This is a genomic window from Microbacterium oleivorans (assembly GCF_001644225.1).
Classification (GTDB): domain Bacteria; phylum Actinomycetota; class Actinomycetes; order Actinomycetales; family Microbacteriaceae; genus Microbacterium; species Microbacterium gawkjiense.
In genome coordinates this window covers 415,983-429,942 of record NZ_LSTV01000002.1, presented here as the reverse complement: position 1 = coordinate 429,942, position 13,960 = coordinate 415,983, and the positions used below count along the sequence as shown (strand labels likewise).

The 13,960-nt window shown below is 70.7% G+C and carries 16 protein-coding genes; 11 read left to right on the top strand and 5 right to left on the bottom strand.

Annotated features, from left to right (window positions below; translation table 11 throughout):
• Nucleotides 1-617, top strand: a 617-nt coding sequence (locus AYL44_RS08750) for an HNH endonuclease (protein WP_197471624.1), incomplete at its 5' end; no start/stop codon positions are given.
• 214 nt (nucleotides 618-831) lie between these two features.
• Here AYL44_RS08750 and AYL44_RS08745 read toward each other — a convergent pair.
• Nucleotides 832-1,170, bottom strand: a complete 339-nt coding sequence (locus AYL44_RS08745) for a TraR/DksA family transcriptional regulator (RefSeq protein ID WP_064002883.1) — start codon at nucleotides 1,168-1,170, stop codon at nucleotides 832-834.
• Nucleotides 1,171-1,267: 97 nt separating this feature from the next.
• Between AYL44_RS08745 and AYL44_RS08740 the strand changes: the two genes are divergently transcribed.
• Nucleotides 1,268-1,504, top strand: a complete 237-nt coding sequence (locus AYL44_RS08740; RefSeq protein WP_064002882.1) for a hypothetical protein — start codon at nucleotides 1,268-1,270, stop codon at nucleotides 1,502-1,504.
• Here the strand turns inward: AYL44_RS08740 and AYL44_RS08735 are convergent.
• Complete coding sequence (locus AYL44_RS08735) at nucleotides 1,501-2,079, bottom strand: septum formation family protein (protein ID WP_064002881.1); 579 nt, start codon at nucleotides 2,077-2,079, stop codon at nucleotides 1,501-1,503. The two genes, AYL44_RS08740 and AYL44_RS08735, sit on opposite strands and share 4 nt — an antisense overlap.
• A 136-nt stretch (nucleotides 2,080-2,215) precedes the next feature.
• On the opposite strand from AYL44_RS08735, the gene purL reads away from it, so the two are divergent.
• The 5 genes from purL to AYL44_RS08715 are packed head-to-tail and all read left to right on the top strand — an operon-like array spanning nucleotide 2,216 to nucleotide 7,080.
• Nucleotides 2,216-4,537, top strand: a complete 2,322-nt coding sequence (gene purL / locus AYL44_RS08730) for a phosphoribosylformylglycinamidine synthase subunit PurL (protein ID WP_064002880.1) — start codon at nucleotides 2,216-2,218, stop codon at nucleotides 4,535-4,537.
• The gene (locus tag AYL44_RS14850; protein ID WP_269454692.1) at nucleotides 4,534-4,668 is read left to right on the top strand and encodes a hypothetical protein; all 135 of its coding nucleotides are present in this window, start codon (nucleotides 4,534-4,536) and stop codon (nucleotides 4,666-4,668) included. The genes purL and AYL44_RS14850 overlap by 4 nt, the downstream gene beginning before the upstream one ends.
• Nucleotides 4,669-4,676: 8 nt before the next feature.
• Entirely contained in the window at nucleotides 4,677-5,408 is a 732-nt protein-coding gene (locus AYL44_RS08725; protein ID WP_064002879.1) for a YqjF family protein, read from the top strand.
• A gap of 45 nt (nucleotides 5,409-5,453) precedes the next feature.
• On the top strand, nucleotides 5,454-6,317 hold the full coding sequence (locus AYL44_RS08720) for a hypothetical protein (protein WP_064002878.1): 864 nt from the start codon (nucleotides 5,454-5,456) through the stop codon (nucleotides 6,315-6,317).
• Between the two features lie 10 nt (nucleotides 6,318-6,327).
• Entirely contained in the window at nucleotides 6,328-7,080 is a 753-nt protein-coding gene (locus tag AYL44_RS08715; protein ID WP_064002877.1) for a hypothetical protein, read from the top strand.
• A gap of 12 nt (nucleotides 7,081-7,092) precedes the next feature.
• On the opposite strand, the gene AYL44_RS08710 is transcribed toward AYL44_RS08715, so the two are convergent.
• The 3 genes from AYL44_RS08710 to AYL44_RS08700 are packed head-to-tail and all read right to left on the bottom strand — an operon-like array spanning nucleotide 7,093 to nucleotide 10,288.
• Entirely contained in the window at nucleotides 7,093-8,019 is a 927-nt protein-coding gene (locus AYL44_RS08710; RefSeq protein ID WP_064002876.1) for a glycine betaine ABC transporter substrate-binding protein, read from the bottom strand.
• Between the two features lie 53 nt (nucleotides 8,020-8,072).
• Nucleotides 8,073-8,999 carry an ABC transporter permease gene (locus AYL44_RS08705; RefSeq protein ID WP_064002875.1) on the bottom strand — a complete coding sequence of 309 codons (927 nt, stop codon included), beginning with the start codon at nucleotides 8,997-8,999 and terminating at the stop codon, nucleotides 8,073-8,075.
• Nucleotides 8,999-10,288 (bottom strand): quaternary amine ABC transporter ATP-binding protein, encoded by a 1,290-nt coding sequence (locus tag AYL44_RS08700; RefSeq protein ID WP_064002874.1) that lies wholly within the window; start codon nucleotides 10,286-10,288, stop codon nucleotides 8,999-9,001. The genes AYL44_RS08705 and AYL44_RS08700 overlap by 1 nt, the downstream gene beginning before the upstream one ends.
• Before the next feature lie 364 nt (nucleotides 10,289-10,652).
• Here AYL44_RS08700 and AYL44_RS08695 point away from each other — a divergent pair, with 364 nt between their 5' ends.
• The 4 genes from AYL44_RS08695 to AYL44_RS08680 all read left to right on the top strand — a co-directional run bounded on the left by AYL44_RS08695 (nucleotide 10,653) and on the right by AYL44_RS08680 (nucleotide 13,876).
• A complete protein-coding gene (locus tag AYL44_RS08695; RefSeq protein WP_064002873.1) occupies nucleotides 10,653-11,822 on the top strand; it encodes a MalY/PatB family protein in 1,170 nt (389 codons plus the stop codon).
• A gap of 85 nt (nucleotides 11,823-11,907) precedes the next feature.
• A complete protein-coding gene (locus AYL44_RS08690) occupies nucleotides 11,908-12,291 on the top strand; it encodes a GntR family transcriptional regulator (protein ID WP_064002872.1) in 384 nt (127 codons plus the stop codon).
• Nucleotides 12,288-13,184: an ABC transporter ATP-binding protein gene (locus tag AYL44_RS08685; protein ID WP_064002871.1), complete on the top strand. Its 897-nt coding sequence runs from the start codon at nucleotides 12,288-12,290 to the stop codon at nucleotides 13,182-13,184. The genes AYL44_RS08690 and AYL44_RS08685 overlap by 4 nt, the downstream gene beginning before the upstream one ends.
• Nucleotides 13,181-13,876 (top strand): hypothetical protein, encoded by a 696-nt coding sequence (locus AYL44_RS08680; RefSeq protein WP_064002870.1) that lies wholly within the window; start codon nucleotides 13,181-13,183, stop codon nucleotides 13,874-13,876. The genes AYL44_RS08685 and AYL44_RS08680 overlap by 4 nt, the downstream gene beginning before the upstream one ends.
• Nucleotides 13,877-13,960: the final 84 nt, after the last annotated feature.

The window sequence follows — 13,960 nt, the reverse complement described above, 5'->3', positions numbered from 1 at the left end:
CGGATGTGTTCGCCGACCTGCTCCTCGCGGGAACCCCAGCGCTCGATGACACCCGCGACACCACCGCCGGGCCGCTGGGCGCGATCCGCGCGCGCGTGCAAGTGCTCGTGCCCGCAGCGACGCTCACCGGAGAAGACGACGGGCCCTGCGACCTCGCGGGGCGCTCCCCGATCGACCCCGCCACCGCGCGGACGCTCGCCGGCGGCACCCACACCTGGGAACGCCTGTTCCACGACCCCACCACCGGAGTCACCGTCGCAACCGACTCGTACCGCGTCCCGGCCGGGATGCGACGGTTCCTGCAAGCCCGCGACCAGCACTGCCGGTTCCCCGGATGCCGCGTCGCCGCCATCCGCTGCGAAGTCGATCACACCCACGACCACGCCCTCGGCGGCAGAACCGAACTCTCGAACCTCGCCCACCTGTGCCAGAGGCATCACTCCATGAAGCAGTTCACCGCCTGGAGAGTGCGACAACGCAAGGGTGGCGTCCTGGAATGGACCTCACCCCTCGGCAGGACCTACAGAGAAGACGCACCGACACCGGCCGTAGCCTTCACCCCTGCCGCACCACCACCGCCACCGCCGACCACGTCAGCGGAACCCGCACCCTTCTGACGTGACCACCGACGCGCCCTGTCGCGGCAGCGGACACGCAACGAGCTCCGGTTCGGTTCGGATCGGTTCGTCAGGCCTACCGCGCGGCGATGCAGCAAGATCCGCACGCCGTCACGGTAGCTCAAGACCCGCATGCCGGCGCGACGGCTCGAGACCCGCGTGCCCGCGAACCCACGGAACCCCGCGATGCGCCGACCAGCGAACGCGGCCGTCCTCAGCCGATCGACGCGCACGCGACGCACATCGTCGCCTGCGGGCGCACCTCGAGCCGCGCCTCGGGGATCGGTCGTCCGCACCGTTCGCAGACGCCGTAGGTCCCCGCATCCACGCGCGCCAACGCCGTCGCCACCTGCGTCAACTCGTCCCGCGTCGAGGCCCGCAAGGCGTCGACACGCTGCCACTCACCCGACAGCGTCGAGCCCTCGGGGTCGTGCTCGTCGTCCGCCGTCGCGTCCGACCGGTCGACCCGCAGCGCCGCATCATCCGCCTCGAGCCGGGCGAGCTGCGCGCGCAACGCACGCTCACGTTCCCGCAGCCGCTCGATCGGATCCATCCGATCAGCGTAGGCCTACCCACCGACGCGAGAGCCGTCAAGACCGTCGCAACCGCGGCATCCCACCCGCACAGTGGGATCAACGGAAGGAGCCGCCATGGCCGACAACGAAGGCACCGAGCACGAGGGCACCGAGCACGAAGGCACCGAGCACGCCGACCCCGAGGAGATGCCCGACACCGACGAGCTCGAGGAGCCCAGCGTCGCCAAGGAGCCCGGCGAAGAGCCGAAGGCACCGCCGCAGCAGGACGAGGAACCCAGCCACCACGCCGTCGGCATCGGCGTCATCGACTCCGACCCGAGCGAGACGGACGAGCCCGGCGCTGAGGACTAGGACGACTCCGCCCCGCTGCCCTCGGCGCTGCCGGTGAGCATCCCGTCCTCGTCGAAGACGACGCAGAGCACCCGACGATCGTCGTACTTCCACGACGCCTCGGTCGGGGTGTACGACCAGAACTCGAGGAACGAGTCCTCGTAGGCCTCGCCGACGTAATCCTCGAACGCCGAGTAGCAGACCGAGTCGGCAGCGTCCCAGACCGCCTCGTCGCCGGGGTACTCGCCCGCGGGCAACAGCGACTCCGGGATGTTGGTGTCGGCGTACAGCTCGAACATGTGCGGGTCGTCGCACGACACCGGATAGACCGCCGAGCTCCACTCGGGGGTCGACTCGTCCGGTTCGGGCTCGTCGAAGCAGTCCCCCACCTCGAGCCCGCTCACGCTGACCTGCAGGTGCGACGCCGGGTCATCGTCCTCCGGTGCTGCGGTCGGGCCCTTCTCCGCCTGCACCATCCCGCGGGCGACCGCGAACACCACCTCGGAGCATCCCGCGAGCATCGGTGTCGCCGCGAGCAGGATGACGCCGACGCCGGCCGTCGTGATGAGGCGCCCTCGACGCGGTGCTGTCGACATGTGTTCCCCCAGGAGTGCGCCGAGCTGACGGCGTCAGCGTATCGCTACGGGCCCGACCTGTACACGACGGGATGCGGGTGCCCCGCCGATAGGATGGGGGCGTCCCCCGGCATCCCGAGTCTTGGAGCCCAGCCGCGTGAGCACCCCCGTCGCAGACACTGTCCAGAACGCCGTCGCCACGCCGGAGAAGGAGCAGCCGTACGCGGCGCTCGGCCTCAAGCCTGACGAGTACGACAAGATCCGCGAGATCCTCGGCCGCCGCCCCACCTCGGGCGAGCTGGCGATGTACTCCGTCATGTGGAGCGAGCACTGCTCCTACAAGTCCTCGAAGATCTACCTGCGCCGCTTCGGCCAGAAGGTCTCAGACGAGATGAAGGAACGGCTCATGGTCGGCATGGGCCAGAACGCCGGCGTCGTCGACGTGGGCGAGGGCTGGGCCGTCACCTTCAAGGTCGAGTCCCACAACCACCCGAGCTACATCGAGCCGTTCCAGGGCGCCGCGACGGGCGTCGGCGGCATCGTCCGCGACATCATCTCGATGGGCGCGCGCCCCGTCGCCGTCATGGACCAGCTGCGCTTCGGCGACATCGACGACCCTGACACCGCCCGCGTCGTGCACGGCGTCGTCAGCGGCATCAGCTTCTACGCCAACTGCCTCGGCCTGCCCAACATCGGCGGCGAGACCGTCTTCGACAAGGTCTACCAGGGCAACCCGCTCGTCAACGCGCTCGCGGTCGGCGTCCTCCGCCATGAGGACATCAAGCTCGCCAACGCCACCGGCGCCGGCAACAAGGTCGTCCTGTTCGGCGCCCGCACGGGCGGCGACGGCATCGGCGGCGCGTCGATCCTGGCATCCGACACGTTCGCCGACGGCGGCCCCACCAAGCGTCCCGCCGTGCAGGTCGGCGACCCGTTCGCCGAGAAGGTGCTCATCGAGTGCTGCCTCGAGCTGTACCAGGGCGAGCTGGTCGAGGCGATCCAGGACCTCGGCGCCGCGGGCATCTCGTGCGCGACGAGCGAGCTGGCCGCCAACGGCGGTTCGGGTATGCGCGTCGACCTCGAGAAGGTCCTGCTGCGCGACCCCTCGCTCACGCCCGAGGAGATCCTCATGAGCGAGAGCCAGGAGCGCATGATGGCGATCGTCGCTCCCGAGAAGCTCGACGCGTTCCTCGCGGTCGTACAGAAGTGGGATGTCGAGACGAGCGTCCTCGGCGAGGTCACCGGTGACGGCCGCCTGCAGATCTTCTGGCACGGCGAGCAGATCGTCGACGTCGACCCCTCGACCGTCGCCGTCGACGGCCCCGTCTACGAGCGTCCCGTCGCCTACCCGACCTGGATCGACGCGCTGCGCGACGACTCGGCCGCCGCGCTCGAGCGCAGCGACGACCCCGAGGTCCTGCGCACGCAGTTCCTGCAGCTGCTCGGCAGCCCCAACCTCGCCGACACGTCGTGGGTCACCAACCAGTACGACTACTACGTCATGGGCAACACGGCCCTCAGCTTCCCCGACGACGCCGGCATGATCCGCGTCGACGAGGAGTCCGGCCTCGGCTTCGCGATCGCCACCGACTGCAACGGCCGCTACTGCCAGCTCGACCCGTACGCGGGTGCGCAGCTCGCCCTCGCCGAGGCGTACCGCAACGTCGCCGTCACCGGCGCCCAGCCCACCGCGGTCACCGACTGCCTCAACTTCGGCAGCCCCGAGAACCCCGAGGTCATGTGGCAATTCGGGCAGGCCGTCGACGGCCTCGCCGACGCGTGCTTCGAGCTCGGCGTCCCCGTCACGGGCGGCAACGTCAGCTTCTACAACCAGACCGGCGACCAGCCCATCTTCCCGACCCCCGTCGTCGGCGTGCTGGGCATCATCGACGACGTCGCCCGCCGCATCCCGAGCGGCTGGCAGGATGCCGGCGAGAACATCTACCTGCTCGGCACCACCTCCACCGAGCTCGACGGCTCGGCCTGGGCCGACACCGTCCACGGTCACCTCGGCGGTCGTCCGCCGAAGGTCGACCTCGCCGGCGAGAAGACGCTCGCGGGCCTGCTGCAGGCCGCGCGCGACGAGATGCTCGTCTCGAGCGCGCACGACCTCTCGGCCGGCGGCCTGGCGCAGGCCCTCGCCGAGGCGACGACCCGGTTCGGCGTCGGTGCCCGCGTGTGGCTGCGCGAGATCATGGAGCGCGACGGGGTGGATGCCGCGACCGCCCTCTTCAGCGAGTCGACCGGCCGCGTCATCGTCTCGGTCCCGCGCGAGGAGGACGTGAAGTTCCGCGGCCTGTGCGAGGGCCGCGGTTACCCCGTGCTGCGCATCGGCGTCACCGACTCGGCCCCCGAGGGCGAGCAGTCGTCCCTCGAGGTCCAGGACGTCTTCTCGATCCCGGTGCCCGAGCTGCGACGCGTCGCGAAGGCGACGCTGCCCGCCGCCTTCGGCCCGATCGTCGACGAGGTCCCCGCGTGAGCGACGACCCGGAGTACGCCGAGTTCGTCGGGCGCAAGCGCGCCCGCACGAAGGTGATCGCGTGGACCGTGATCATCTCGATGGTGCTCGTGGGCGGCGGCGCGACCGTGCTCACGCTCCTGTTCGGCTGACCCGGGTCATGGACGCCACCGCTCCCGCTCTTCCCGGGCGTGCGGTGCTGCAGCAGCGCTGGAGCGGCGCGTGCTTCCTACACTGGCGCGTCGATCCGTCGCAGGTCGCGCCGCTCCTGCCGCCGGGAACCGAACCCGACGTGTTCGACGGGTCGGCGTGGGTCGGGCTGATCCCGTTCGTGCTCAGCGAGTTCCGGTTCCTGCCGATGCCGCCGGTTCCCTTCGTCGGCCGCTTCGTCGAGATCAACGTCCGGACGTACGCGCGGGATGCCGACGGTCGCCGCGGCGTCGTCTTCCAGACGCTCGAGGCCGAGCACCTCCTGCCGGTCCTCGGCGCGCGCGCCGCGTTCGGGCTCCCCTACCGCTGGGCGAAGGCGGCGACGAGCACGGACGGCGACGCGATCGAGTACGCGTCGCGGCGGCATCCGGGATTCGGGGATCGGGTGCGCACCCGCATCCGCGTCACCCCCGGAACCGAGGCCGTCGACGACGAGCTGAGCCGCTTCCTCACGGCGCGCTGGGGCTTCCACGAACGGCACCTCGGCCGGACGATCTGGGCCGCGAACGAGCACGAGCCGTGGCCGCTCGTCCGCGCGACGGTCGACCGTCTCGACGACGGCCTGCTGGCGGATGCCGGGTTCCCCGACCTCGCGGATCGCGTACCCGACTCGGTGCTCGCGATGCCGGCCCGACACCCCGGGGTGGTCACCCGGTTCTCGGGTGCACGCCGCGTGCGCTGAGCGCGACCTGAGAGCGCGCCCACCGGTCGCGGCTAGCATGGCGGCATGCAGCTCTGGGTCGTCGCGATCGGGGCCGCGGTGGCGGAGTTCTGGTGGGTCGCGCCCGCCGCGGTCGGCGCCGGCGCGGCCAGCGTACTCGGCGTGCGACGCGGGCGCACCACCCGTGCGCGGCGCCTCGGCCTGACCGCGGCGCAGCGCGAACTGCAGCAGGCGCGCTCCGACGCGGTCGGCGCCCGCGCCGCGGCGCGCGTCGCGCAGGCCGAGCTCGTCCGCGCCGAAGCCGAGCGTGCCGCCGGCCGCGCCCGCCCCGACGACGTGCGCGCCGCGCGCCGCGCGCTCGAGACCGCTCAGCGCGCGAAGGCCGCCGCGACCGCGACGATCCGCGTCGCCCGTGCCCGGGTGAGCGCCGAGCGCGCCGCCGTCCCCGCCCGCGGCACCGACCCGAAGCACCTCCCGCTCGCGCGCCTCATGGCCGCCCACGACGCGATCGCCGCGCGCTGGATGGAGTACGAGACGGATGCCGCCCGCCGCCTCGCCTTCCCCGCGATGAGCGACGTGCGGGTCCCCGCGACGGCCGAGTTCCTGCGCCTCGAGGGCGCCGCCCGCGAGCTGCGCCCGGCATCCCCCACCGCGAAGCTCACCCCCGAGCAGTTCACCGCCTACCGGTCCGCTGTCGACGAGGTGGGCCGCGCTTTCACCGCCGCCGAGCAGGAGGCGTGGCGCCGCGCCGGGCACCGCCCCGACGACGCCCCGGCGGACGGACCCGCGGCGCCCGTGTGGACGGTCATCGCCGGTGAGGCGATCGCCCGCTCGGTCGACGGCATCACGCGCGCGGCGGAGGGCGCGGCATCCGCTCTCGACGCCTACCGGTCGCGCCGCGGCGGTCGTGACGATCGTCCCCGCACGTAAGGTGTAGCGGGTGGACGGATTCTGGGCCTTCGCCGGCAACTACTGGTGGCTCGTGTTCCCGCTCTTCGGACTCGCCTCGGCCGCCAGCGGCTCGTGGGCGTCCGCCTCGAAGCGTCGGCACAAGCAGCGCCTGGAGATCATGAGGGCGAAAGCCGAGCTCACCGCCGCCCGTGCCGCCGCCAAGCGCGGCATCGGCTCGGCCTCCGCAGCCGAAGTCGAGGCGCCGTCGCAGTCCCTCGCCGATCAGCTCGACGACCTGCGCGCCGTGCACGACGAGGTCACGCATCGCTGGCTGGACTACGAGCTCGACGTCGCCAAGCTCATCGCCTTCCCGTCGATGAGCGACGGCCGCGACCCGCTCACCGCCGGGTTTCTGCGCGCCAAGAAGGTCGCCGACCGCGCGCGACCGGCCGACGGGTCGAAGCCGTCCGCCGACCAGGTGCGCGAGTACCGCAAGGCCGTCACCGACTTCGAGGTCGCCTTCGACCTCGCCGAGCGCGAGGCCCGTCGGGTGCGCGACTCCGGATTGACCGACGCCGAGCGCAAGCGGCTCGCCACGGCATCCCGCATGCTCGCCGTCGCGACCGACGAGGCCGCCACCCCCGCCGAGCGCCACCTCGCCTACCAGCGCGTGCGCGAGGAGATCGACGGGCTCATCGCCCTGTCGGACGAGGCGGTCGAGGTGCTCGAGAACAAGGTCGCTCAGCCGCTGACGCAGCGTCCGAACGACGAAGGGGACCCGGCCGCAGCCGGATCCCCCTGACGTCGCCGACGGTCAGTCGGTGACGATCGTGTCGTAGGCGTCGGGGTTCTCTTCGAGCCACGCGTCGATCGCCTCGGCCTCCTTGCCCTCGCCGTACTCGTTCACGACCATGTCCTCGAGCGAGGCGTACTGCTCGTCGTCGAGGGCGATGCCCTTGATGAGCTCCGCCGCCTCGGGGTACTCCTCGGCGAAGCCGTCCGTGCCGAGGAAGTGCAGCGCCTCGGCCTCGCCCATCGCACCCTTCGGGTCTTCGAGGTCCTTCAGGCCGTACCGGTCGTTGGCCCAGAACGGCCGCCACGACGTCACGACGATGTCGCGCTGCGCCGCCTCGGCACTGTCGAGCTCGGTGAGCATCGCCGCGGTCGACGAGGTCACGAGCTGGTAGCTGTCGTCGAGACCGTACGCGGGGATCATCGACTCCTGCGTCTGCTTCGTCAGGCCCGCACCGGGCTCGATGCCGTAGATCTTGCCACCGAAGCGGTCGGCGTTCGCCTCGAGGTCCTCGATCGAGTCGATGTCGACGTACTCGGGGACGGCGATCGTCAGCTGCGCGCCGCCGTAGTACTCGCCGAGGTCCTCGATCTTGTCGCCGTACTGGTCCATGTAGGACTTGTGGGTCAGCTCGGGCCAGGCCGACGGGTAGATGTCGACGTCGCCCTGCGCGAGGCCTGCGTAGAGGGGACCCGCCTCGGTGAGCTCCTGCATCTCGACCGTGTAGCCGATCTTCTCGAGCTGGTCCTCGAGCAGGTACGCCGTGCTGAGGCCGTCGGTCCACGAGGGCAGGTAGCCGAGGGTGATCGTGCCGAGACTCTCCTCGCCGCTGTTCGAGCCGCCGCCGTTCGTGCCGCCGGCGACGTCGTTGCCGGTCGCGCAGCCCGCGAGGGTGAGGGATGCCGCGGCTCCGATCGCGAGGATGCCGGTCAGGTGTCGCTTGTTCATGAGTGCCTTCCGTATGTGATTGCTGGTTCCGTATCGTGCAGGTCGGGGTGGGGTCAGACGGCGACGGGCTCCTGAGCCGGGGCCGGGGTCGCGACGCGCGCGTCCTTCGGGGCGCGACGGCGGGCGAGGGCGCCGAGCAGCGAGCCGCGCTGGCCCTTCAGGTCGCCGAGCGCGCCGGTGAGGCGGTCGAGGTAGACGGCGAGGATGACGACGCTGAGGCCGGCCTCGACGCCCTTCGCGATGTCGACGGTCGACATGGCCTGGACGATCTCCTTGCCGAGTCCGTCGGCGCCGGCGATCCCGGCGATGACGGCCATCGACAGGGCCAGCATGATCAGCTGGTTGACGCCCGCCATGATGCTCGGCATCGCGAGCGGCAGCTGCACGCCGCGGAGGATCTGCCCCGGCGTCGCGCCGAAGGCGTGGCCGGCCTCGACCGTCTCGCTGTCGACGCCGCGGATGCCGAGCTCGGTGAGGCGCACGCCCGGAGGCAGCGCGAAGATGACCGTCGCGACGACACCCGGCACGACGCCGATGCTGAAGAACACGATCGCCGGGATCAGGTAGACGAACGCCGGCATGCTCTGCATGAGGTCGAGCACGGGGCGGAGCACCGCACTGAAGGTGTCGTTGCGCGCAGCCGCGATGCCGAGGGGCACTGCGATGACGACGGCGATGATCGCGGCGACGAGGACGAGCGCGAGCGTCTGCATCGAGGTCACCCACTGGCCGACACCCAGGATGAGGACGAAGCCGATCACGGTGACCAGGGCGAAGCGCCAGGAGCGCAGCAGCCAGGCGAGCGCCGCGAACAGAGCGATCACGACCACGATCGGCAGCGACAGCAGTCCGTTCGCGAGCGTGTCGACGAACCAGCCGACGATCGCCGAGACGCCCGACAGCAGCCACCCGAGGGTGTCGCGGATCCAGGCGACGCCGGCTTCGGCCCACTCGCCGAGGGGGATGCGGAACCCGCCCATCAGCGCACCTCCTCCTTCTCGACGGCCGAGCCTTCGTCGGCGAGGGCCTCGTCGATGACCGAGCCCGGGACCGGGTCGAGGATGACGGGGATCTCGGTGGTCTCGGTCGTCGAGGGGCCGAGGGCGGTGAGCAGCGTGATGCGCGGGATGACGCCGACGAGGCGACCCTCGGCATCCGTCACCGCCAACGGCAGCGGCGACTCGGCGGCGGGGACGAACAGGTCCATGAGGACGTCGTCGCGGCCCACCGCCTGCGGCACGGGGCGCAGCAGCGACGAGATGGTCGTCTCGCCGCGGCGGACGAGCTTGAGCGCGTCGCGGTCGGTGATCATGCCGAGGAGCTTGCGGCTGCGGTCGGTCACGTAGACGGCGGCCATGCGGGCGTCGCGCATGGTGCGCAGCGCCGTGCGGGGACCGGCGGCCACGGTCACCGAGACCGAGCCGGGACGCTCCATGACGTTCGCCGCCGTGAGCACGCGCGCACGGTCGACGTCCTGCACGAACTGCTCGACGTAGTCGTTGGCGGGGTCGGTGAGGATGTCCTCGGGGGTGCCGATCTGCACGATGCGCCCGTCGCGCATGACCGCGATCCGGTCACCGAGGAACATGGCCTCGTTCAGGTCGTGCGTGATGAAGATGATCGTCTTCTGCAGGGTCTGCTGAAGTTCGAGCAGCTGCTCCTGCATCTCGCGGCGGATCAGCGGGTCGAGCGCGCTGAACGCCTCATCCATCAGCAGGATGTCGGTGTCGGCGGCGAGCGCGCGGGCGATGCCGACGCGCTGCTGCATGCCGCCCGACAGCGCCGACGGCAGCTTGTCGCCCCAGCCCTCGAGGCCGACGAGCGCGAGGATCTCCTCGGCCTTCGCGAGGCGCTCGGCCTTGCCGACGCCCTGCAGCTCGAGCGGGTAGGCGACGTTGGCGGCGACGGTGCGGTGCGGCAGCAGGGCGAAGTGCTGGAAGACCATCGCGATGCGCTCACGACGGATGCCGCGGAGCTTCGCCGCCGGGATGCCGGTGATCGGCTCGCCGTGGACCAGCACCTCCCCGCCGGTCGCGTCGTGCAGGCCGTTGAGCATGCGGATGATGGTGGACTTGCCCGACCCCGACAGGCCCATGATCACGAAGATCTCGCCCTTCTCGACGCGGAAGCTCGCGTCGATCACGGCGGCGGTACCCGCATCGCGGACGGCGTCCCGGCGTTCTCCCGCCTGCAGGCGCTTGACGGCCTGGGCGGGATTGCGTCCGAAGACTTTGAACAGGTTCTTCGCTTCGACAGCGGCAGTTGTCACGTGCTTCCCTCGGCGGGCGCGCACGCGTCCGCATAGGTAGCGCCCGGGTGGCGATCACCGGCATCCGCACGAGCGAAAACGTCACTCGAGTGCAGCGCTCCGACGACGAACATCGGGCTCGTCGTCCAGACCGCCGACCATACGCCCGCCCGTCGCCGACACCACGGGATGTCGGTTCGAGCGGCCGCGGACTGGTCGTCGAGGGCACAGGGCCCGCCTCGACGCTAACGAAGATCGTTGACCGGGATCAAATCGATCCATCGGGTTGCATGAATCGCCGACGGTCGGTATCACGCGCGCGCCGGGGCGGCGACACGGCGTCGGGGATCCGCCAGAATCAGGGGAGCCCGAGAAGAGGAGCGCCATGAGCGAGTTCGCACGACGGATCGACGGCACGACCATCGAGCAGTTGCGCTCGACGGGGGCCACCAAGTGGTCGGCGGATGACGGGACGCTCGGCGCGTTCGTCGCCGAGATGGACTTCGGCATCGACCCGACGATCACGGCCGCCCTGCACCGCGCGGTGGATGCCGGGTCGTTCGGCTACATGCCGCGGGGGATCTCGGCGGACCTCTCGGAGGCGACCGCCGAGTTCGTCGCGCGGCGGTACGGGTGGCAGGTGGCGGCGTCCGACGTGCAGCCGATCCCCGACGTCATCATGGGTCTCGAGCTCGCGATGGAGCACTGTTCGGCCGCCGGGTCGAAGGTCATCGTGCCGACGCCCTCGTACATGCCGTTCCTCTTCGTGCCGCCGATGCGCGGACGCGAGGTCATCGAGGTGCCGCTCGCCGTCCGCGACGGTCGGTACGAGTTCGACCTCGACGCGCTGCAGCGCGCCTTCGACGACGGCGGTGGCCTCCTTCTGCTCTGCAACCCCTACAACCCGGTGGGGCGCGTGTTCTCGCGGGACGAGCTCGTCGCGATCTCCGAGGTCGTCGAGCGCAACGGCGGCCGCGTGTTCTCGGACGAGATCTGGGCGCCCCTCGTCTACGGCGGCGCCACCCACACCCCTTACGCGACGGTCTCCCCCGCCGCGGCGCAGCACACGATCACGGCGATGAGCGCGTCGAAGGCGTGGAACCTGCCGGGGCTCAAGTGCGCGCAGCTCGTGCTCACGAGCGACGCCGACCGCGAGACCTGGGAGAAGCTCGGCCCCTTCGCCGGCCACGGCACCAGCAACCTCGGCGCCATCGCGAATGCGACGGCCTACCGCGAGGGCGACCCGTGGCTCGCCGACCTCGTGCCCTACGTCGAACAGAACCGCGACACCCTCCTCGACCTGCTCGCCGAGGAAATCCCCGGCGCCTGGATGCCGAAGCCCGAGGGAACGTACGTCGGCTGGATCGACTTCCGCGCCGTCGGGCTCGGCGACCGCCCCGCGGACTTCTTCACCCGCGAGGCCGGCGTCACCCTCACCGAGGGGTCGATGTGCGGCGTGGCCGGCACGGGCTTCACCCGCCTGATCTTCGCGACGCCAAGGCCGATCCTCGAGCAGATCGTCCGCCGCCTCGGGCAGGCGGTCCGCTCCGTCTGATTCCGGCCGCACGGCCCTCTTGACACTCCTCGGGTTCAGTGGTTACCTACTTATGTAACTAACCAACGAACAACGCGGAGTCGGAATGGTCGATGAAGGACGCCCGCTCTTCCTGCAGATCGCGGAGAGCATCGAGGACTCGATCATCGACGGCAGCCTGTCCGAACAGGACCAGGCCCCGTCGACGAACGAGCTCGCCGCCTTCCATCGCATCAACCCGGCCACCGCGGCGAAGGGGATCACGATGCTCACGGACAAGGGTGTGCTGGTCAAGCGACGCGGCATCGGCATGTTCGTCGCCGACGGTGCGCGCGAGCTCCTGCTCACCGAGCGGCGCTCGGCCTTCGCCGACCGCTACCTCGACCCGCTGATCGCCGAAGCCCGCAAGCTCGGCCTCGGCCCCGACGACCTCGCGCGCCTGCTGGCGGAGCGCGCCACCGCATCCGGAACGAAAGGAACCGCACGATGACCGCCGTCATCGAGGTGAAGAACCTCACCAAGCGTTACCGCGACACCACCGCCGTGGACGACATCTCGTTCACCATCGAGCGCGACTCGATCTACGGGCTCCTCGGCCGCAACGGCGCCGGAAAGACCACCGTCATGTCGATCCTCACGGCGCAGAACTTCCCGACCGCGGGCGAGGTCCGCGTGTTCGGCGAGTCGCCCTACGAGAACGCGGCCGTGCTCAGCCGCATGTGCTTCGTGCGGGAGAGCCAGAAGTACCCCGACGACGCGACACCGCTGCACGCGTTCCGCATCGCGCGGCTGTTCTACCCGCACTGGGACCAGGCGCTCGCGGACAAGCTCATCCGCGAGTTCCGGCTGCCCGTGAAGACGCGCATCAAGAAGCTGTCCCGCGGTCAGCTCTCGGCCGTGGGGGTCATCATCGGCATCGCGGCCCGCGCTGAGGTCACCTTCTTCGACGAGCCGTACCTGGGATTGGATGCCGTCGCCCGCCAGATCTTCTACGACCGGCTGCTCGAGGACTACGCGGAGCACCCGCGCACCATCATCCTGTCGAGCCACCTGATCGACGAGGTCTCGAACCTGCTCGAGAAGGTCATCGTGATCGACGGCGGCCGGATCGTGATGGACGAGGACACCGAGTCCGTGCGCGGCCGGGCCGCCACGGTCGTCGGCGATTCCGCGGCCGTCGAGGCGTTCGTCGCCGGCCGCGAGGTAATCCACCGCGAGACCCTCGGCCGCGTCACGAGCGCCACGGTTATCGGCGAGCTGACCGCTGCGGACCGCGCCGAACTGGCGGCATCCGGTCTCGACGTCACCCCCGTCTCACTGCAGCAGCTCATCGTGCGGCAGACCCAGAACGCCGCCACCACCGACGAAGGAGCACTCCGATGAACCGCACCCTCAACGTCGTGCGCATGCAGCTCGTCAACCGCGCCACCTACATTTGGGTGCCGTTGATCATCCTCGGCGGCACGCTCCTCATCAGTCTCGCGATCTTCGGGCTCATCTCGAGCAGCGGCGCCGACGCGCAGATGTTCGGCGGCGGCGCGCAGGCACCGCTGTGGTACTTCGGCGTCGTCGGCGTGCAGGCCCTCACCCTGACGTTCCCGTTCTCGCAGGCCATGAGCGTCACCCGGCGCGAGTTCTACCTCGGCACCCTGCTGACCGCCGCCCTGACGTCGTTCGTGCTCGCCGCCCTCTTCATCGTGGGCGGGCTCATCGAGCAGGCGACGGACGGCTGGGGCCTCGGCGGCTACATGTTCTACCTGCCGTGGGTCTGGTCGCAGGGCCCCGTCGTCGCGGGACTGTTCTTCTTCGGGCTCGCGATGCTGTTCTTCGTCGTCGGGTTCTGCGCGGCGACCGTCTACAAGCGCTGGGGCAACCTCGTCCTCACGGTCGTGCTCGTCTCGCTGGGCTTCGTGCTCATCGGTGCGATGTGGCTCGTGGGGCAGCTGCGGGCGTGGGGCGATCTGTTCGCCTTCTTCGGCTCGCTGACGCCCATCGCGGTGACCGGTGGGATGGTGCTGGTCGGCGCCCTGCTGGCCGCCCTCTCGTACGGGATGCTGCGACGCGCCATCGCGTGACGGAGCCCTCGTGACCGGCGCGGCCGGGGATCGCACTCGCGGTCCCCGGCCGCGCTACGATGCGGAACACCGACCCGACGCTGG

Excerpts from the sequence above, each read along its gene's own strand:
- AYL44_RS08695 (WP_064002873.1), top strand. The coding sequence starts at position 10,653 with ATGAGCGAGTTCGCACGACGGATCGACGGCACGACCATCGAGCAGTTG.
- AYL44_RS08720 (WP_064002878.1), top strand. The coding sequence starts at position 5,454 with ATGCAGCTCTGGGTCGTCGCGATCGGGGCCGCGGTGGCGGAGTTCTGG.
- AYL44_RS08690 (WP_064002872.1), top strand. The coding sequence starts at position 11,908 with ATGGTCGATGAAGGACGCCCGCTCTTCCTGCAGATCGCGGAGAGCATC.
- AYL44_RS08725 (WP_064002879.1), top strand. The coding sequence starts at position 4,677 with ATGGACGCCACCGCTCCCGCTCTTCCCGGGCGTGCGGTGCTGCAGCAG.
- AYL44_RS08685 (WP_064002871.1), top strand. The coding sequence starts at position 12,288 with ATGACCGCCGTCATCGAGGTGAAGAACCTCACCAAGCGTTACCGCGAC.
- AYL44_RS08705 (WP_064002875.1), bottom strand. The coding sequence starts at position 8,999 with ATGGGCGGGTTCCGCATCCCCCTCGGCGAGTGGGCCGAAGCCGGCGTC.
- AYL44_RS08680 (WP_064002870.1), top strand. The coding sequence starts at position 13,181 with ATGAACCGCACCCTCAACGTCGTGCGCATGCAGCTCGTCAACCGCGCC.
- AYL44_RS08710 (WP_064002876.1), bottom strand. The coding sequence starts at position 8,019 with ATGAACAAGCGACACCTGACCGGCATCCTCGCGATCGGAGCCGCGGCA.
- AYL44_RS08735 (WP_064002881.1), bottom strand. The coding sequence starts at position 2,079 with ATGTCGACAGCACCGCGTCGAGGGCGCCTCATCACGACGGCCGGCGTC.
- AYL44_RS08745 (WP_064002883.1), bottom strand. The coding sequence starts at position 1,170 with ATGGATCCGATCGAGCGGCTGCGGGAACGTGAGCGTGCGTTGCGCGCG.
- AYL44_RS08740 (WP_064002882.1), top strand. The coding sequence starts at position 1,268 with ATGGCCGACAACGAAGGCACCGAGCACGAGGGCACCGAGCACGAAGGC.